Annotated in this window: 4 protein-coding genes and 1 pseudogene; 2 read left to right on the top strand and 3 right to left on the bottom strand. The window is 69.3% G+C overall.

Annotated elements, in window-relative coordinates:
* Positions 1 to 203, bottom strand: a pseudogene (locus tag G6023_RS15785) (hypothetical protein); the annotation flags it as partial.
* A gap of 81 nt (positions 204 to 284) precedes the next feature.
* On the opposite strand from G6023_RS15785, the gene uvrB reads away from it, so the two are divergent.
* Together uvrB and G6023_RS13670 are read left to right on the top strand one after the other, a co-directional pair.
* Positions 285 to 2,414: an excinuclease ABC subunit UvrB gene (gene uvrB / locus G6023_RS13665; protein WP_132063224.1), complete on the top strand. Its 2,130-nt coding sequence runs from the start codon at positions 285 to 287 to the stop codon at positions 2,412 to 2,414.
* A gap of 90 nt (positions 2,415 to 2,504) precedes the next feature.
* Entirely contained in the window at positions 2,505 to 2,954 is a 450-nt protein-coding gene (locus G6023_RS13670) for a universal stress protein (RefSeq protein ID WP_132063225.1), read from the top strand.
* 39 nt (positions 2,955 to 2,993) lie between these two features.
* Here the strand turns inward: G6023_RS13670 and G6023_RS13675 are convergent, their stop codons facing one another.
* Positions 2,994 to 3,413: a DUF732 domain-containing protein gene (locus G6023_RS13675; RefSeq protein ID WP_187700207.1), complete on the bottom strand. Its 420-nt coding sequence runs from the start codon at positions 3,411 to 3,413 to the stop codon at positions 2,994 to 2,996.
* On the bottom strand, positions 3,410 to 3,780 hold a 371-nt coding region (locus tag G6023_RS13680; RefSeq protein ID WP_182636024.1), incomplete at its 5' end, for an ATP-binding domain-containing protein. The genes G6023_RS13680 and G6023_RS13675, both read right to left, overlap by 4 nt.

Raw genomic sequence — 3,780 nt, forward strand, 5'->3', positions numbered from 1 at the left:
CCGCCGGCCGGGGGCCACGGGTCACACGGTGCGGCCGTGGCGACCGGCGCGAGGAGGGTGAGGGCCCCCGCCGCGAGTGAGGCGGCGGTGACCGCCGTGATCGGCCGACGTACGCCGTGGGGGCGGGCGGTACGACGACGAAGTGGGCTGCGGGCCACGGGGTTCTCCAGACGACATGACAGGGACGGTGGGGGGTTGCTCACAGCTACGGTAGTTGGCACCCCTGACATCCGCTGCGGCGACACCGGTGGGCGGGGGTGAACGGCTGCTCGTACGCTGGTGGTATGGCTTTCGCGACCGAGATCCCCGACGACGGGGTCCCCGCCGACCCGACAGTGCTCTCGTACTCGGAGTTCCGACCGATCGGCGATGTCGAACGGAGTGCGACGCGCTTCGAGGTCGTCAGTGAGTTCACCCCGTCAGGCGACCAGCCCACGGCGATCGCGGAACTGACCGAACGCCTCGCCCGCGGGGAGCGCGACGTCGTGCTGCTCGGCGCGACCGGCACCGGTAAGTCGGCGACCACCGCCTGGCTCATCGAGAAGGTGCAGCGGCCGACCCTGGTGATGGCGCCCAACAAGACGCTCGCCGCGCAGCTGGCCAACGAGTTGCGCGAGATGCTGCCCAACAACGCGGTCGAGTACTTCGTCTCGTACTACGACTACTACCAACCGGAGGCGTACATCGCCCAGACGGACACCTTCATCGAGAAGGACTCGTCCATCAACGACGACGTGGAGAGGCTCCGGCACTCCGCGACGTCGTCACTGCTGTCCAGGCGCGACGTCGTCGTCGTCAGTTCGGTCTCGTGCATCTACGGTCTCGGCACGCCCCAGTCCTACCTCGACAGGTCGGTGGCCCTGGCCGTCGGACAGGAGGTCGACCGCGACCAGTTGCTCCGGCTGCTCGTGGACGTCCAGTACGAACGCAACGACGTGTCCATGACCCGGGGCACGTTCCGCGCGAAGGGCGACACCGTCGACATCATCCCCACCTACGAGGAACTCGCCGTCCGCATCGAGTTCTTCGGGGACGAGATCGACGCGCTGTACTACATCCACCCGCTGACCGGTGACGTCGTGCGCAGGGTCGACGAGGTGCGGATCTTCCCGGCCACCCACTACGTCGCCGGTCCCGAGAGGATGGCCAAGGCGATCGCCTCCATCGAGGCCGAGCTGGAGGAGCGCCTGGCGGAGCTGGAGAACCAGGGCAAACTGCTCGAGGCGCAGCGGCTGCGCATGAGGACGTCCTACGACATCGAGATGATGCAGCAGGTGGGCTTCTGCTCCGGTATCGAGAACTACTCGCGGCACATCGACGGTCGGCCGGCGGGCAGTTCGCCGGCCACGCTCATCGACTACTTCCCCGAGGACTTCCTCACGGTGATCGACGAGTCCCACGTGACCGTGCCGCAGATCGGCGCCATGTACGAGGGCGACGCCTCCCGCAAACGCAATCTCGTCGACTTCGGGTTCCGCCTGCCGTCCGCCCTGGACAACCGTCCCCTGACCTGGGAGGAGTTCTCCGGCCGGGTGGGTCAGACCGTCTACCTCTCCGCCACGCCCGGCCCCTACGAGATGGGGCGCGCCGGTGGGGAGTTCGTCGAACAGGTCATCCGGCCGACCGGGCTCGTCGACCCGAAGATCGTGGTCAAGCCCACCAAGGGGCAGATCGACGACCTGATCGGGGAGATCCGTCAGCGCGCCGAACGCGACGAGCGGGTGTTGGTGACCACGCTGACCAAGAAGATGTCGGAGGACCTCACGGACTACCTGCTCGAGTTGGGGATCCGGGTTCGGTACCTCCACTCGGAGATCGACACCCTCCAGCGGGTGGAACTGCTCCGGGATCTCCGGCGCGGGGAGTACGACGTCCTGGTCGGCATCAACCTGCTCCGGGAGGGACTGGACCTGCCGGAGGTCTCGCTCGTGGCCATCCTGGACGCCGACAAGCAGGGTTTCCTCCGCTCGGCCACCTCGCTCATCCAGACAATCGGCCGTGCGGCCCGCAACGTCTCCGGTGAGGTCCACATGTATGCGGACTCGGTCACGGAGGCCATGCGGCAGGCCATCGACGAGACCGATCGCAGGCGTGAGAAGCAGGTCGCGTACAACACCGAGCACGGCATCGACCCGCAGCCGCTCCGCAGGAAGATCGCCGACATCCTCGACCGGGTCGGAGAGGAACGCGGGGACGACGCGGATCCCAAGGACCGACCGGAGCTCGTGGGCGCCCGGGCGGCCGACGGGTCGGCACGACCCCGCAAGGAGCTGGAGAAGCTCATCGAGGAGATGACCGAGCAGATGATGTCCGCGGCCACCGACCTGAGATTCGAGCTCGCGGGGAGGCTCCGGGACGAGATCGCCGAACTGCGCAAGGAACTCAAGGGCATGCGTGAGGCCGGGATCGACTGACCCGGGCCGCCTTCTCTCGCGTTTACCCCGCCCGTCGGCGGCGTCCTCGGACTACTCTGGGTGAAACGTGTTCCCGAGGAGAGGAAGCAAATGAGCGCCTACACCAAAGTGGTGGTGGGAACCGACGGTTCCGAGTCGTCCTACCGTGCCGTCGATCGCGCCGCGCAGCTGGCCGCCGACGCCTCGGCGGACCTCGTGATCGCCTGCGCCTACGTGCCCGCCGATCCGCGTTCGGTCAGCCAGGCCGCGGATCAGCTCGGTGACGACGCCTACCAGATCCGCGGGGACAATCCCGCCGAGGACATCGTCCGCGGCGCCAGGGACCGGGCCCAGAAGGCCGGAGCGACCAAGATCGAGGCGCGCACCGTGAAGGGGGCGCCCGTCGAATCGCTCATCAAGCTGGCCGACGACGTGGGGGCCGACCTCCTCGTGGTGGGCAACAAGGGACTCAACTCCCTGACAGGCCGGCTGCTCGGGTCCGTGCCCGCCGACGCCGCACGACGCGCGACCTGCGACGTGCTCATCGTCCACACCACCTAGCCTGCGCGCCGACCCCGGCGCCCCACGCGGCCGCCGGGGTCAGTGGCAGAGGTGGGTCCGGCTCGCATCGACGATCGCCCGACCCACCTCGGCGCTGTCGAGGTCCGGGTTCTGGGCCGCGATCGCGCTGGTGAGCGGGCGGATTCGTTCGAGGATCGTCTCGTCGTCCGCGCCGTCGGCGATCCCCCCGCAGATGCCGGCGCCCACCTCGATGGTGGTGACGGCGGTCATCTCGGTGGGGAGACCGAATCCGGACAGTTCCGCGAGGAACTCCTGCTCGTCGTCGGTGCGCGGGTCGGGCCTGTCCCGGGCCCCGGTCTGTGCGGAGGTCACTGGTCGGGGCTCGGCGACGGCGGACACACTGTCGACCGGGGCCTCCGCCCGAGTGCCGCACCCGCCGGCCGCCGCGACGGCGATGAGGGCCGAGGCCGCCAGCACGCGGGATCGGGTGTGGGTCATGCGGTGAGCTCCTGTGCGCTGTCGTCGAGACGGTCCCGTATACCCGAGAGTAGCGTGCCGAAGCCGCCGGGTTGGACCAGGATGAGTTCCTGGGTCGCCCGGGTGGCGCCGACGTACAGGTCCTGCATCCCCTGGGGCGAGCGCGCCAGGACGCGTTCGGGGTCCACCACCACGACCACGTCGAACTCCAGCCCCTTGGCCAACGCCAGCGGCAACACCGATGTGCCCGGCCGGGCCAGTTCGGCAGCCTCGTGGACCGCGGGATAGCCGCCGCCGCCGAGCTCGTCGTCGTCTCCGCGGGAGTCCTCGTCGCCGCCGGGGTCGGGCAGCAGCACCGCCACCGCCCGCTCCGACGGCACCGCCGCGA

The sequence above is a fragment of the Dietzia sp. DQ11-71 genome (assembly GCF_014144995.1).
Lineage (GTDB): Bacteria > Actinomycetota > Actinomycetes > Mycobacteriales > Mycobacteriaceae > Dietzia > Dietzia kunjamensis.

Excerpts from the sequence above, each read along its gene's own strand:
- uvrB (WP_132063224.1), top strand. The coding sequence starts at position 285 with ATGGCTTTCGCGACCGAGATCCCCGACGACGGGGTCCCCGCCGACCCG.
- G6023_RS13670 (WP_132063225.1), top strand. The coding sequence starts at position 2,505 with ATGAGCGCCTACACCAAAGTGGTGGTGGGAACCGACGGTTCCGAGTCG.
- G6023_RS13675 (WP_187700207.1), bottom strand. The coding sequence starts at position 3,413 with ATGACCCACACCCGATCCCGCGTGCTGGCGGCCTCGGCCCTCATCGCC.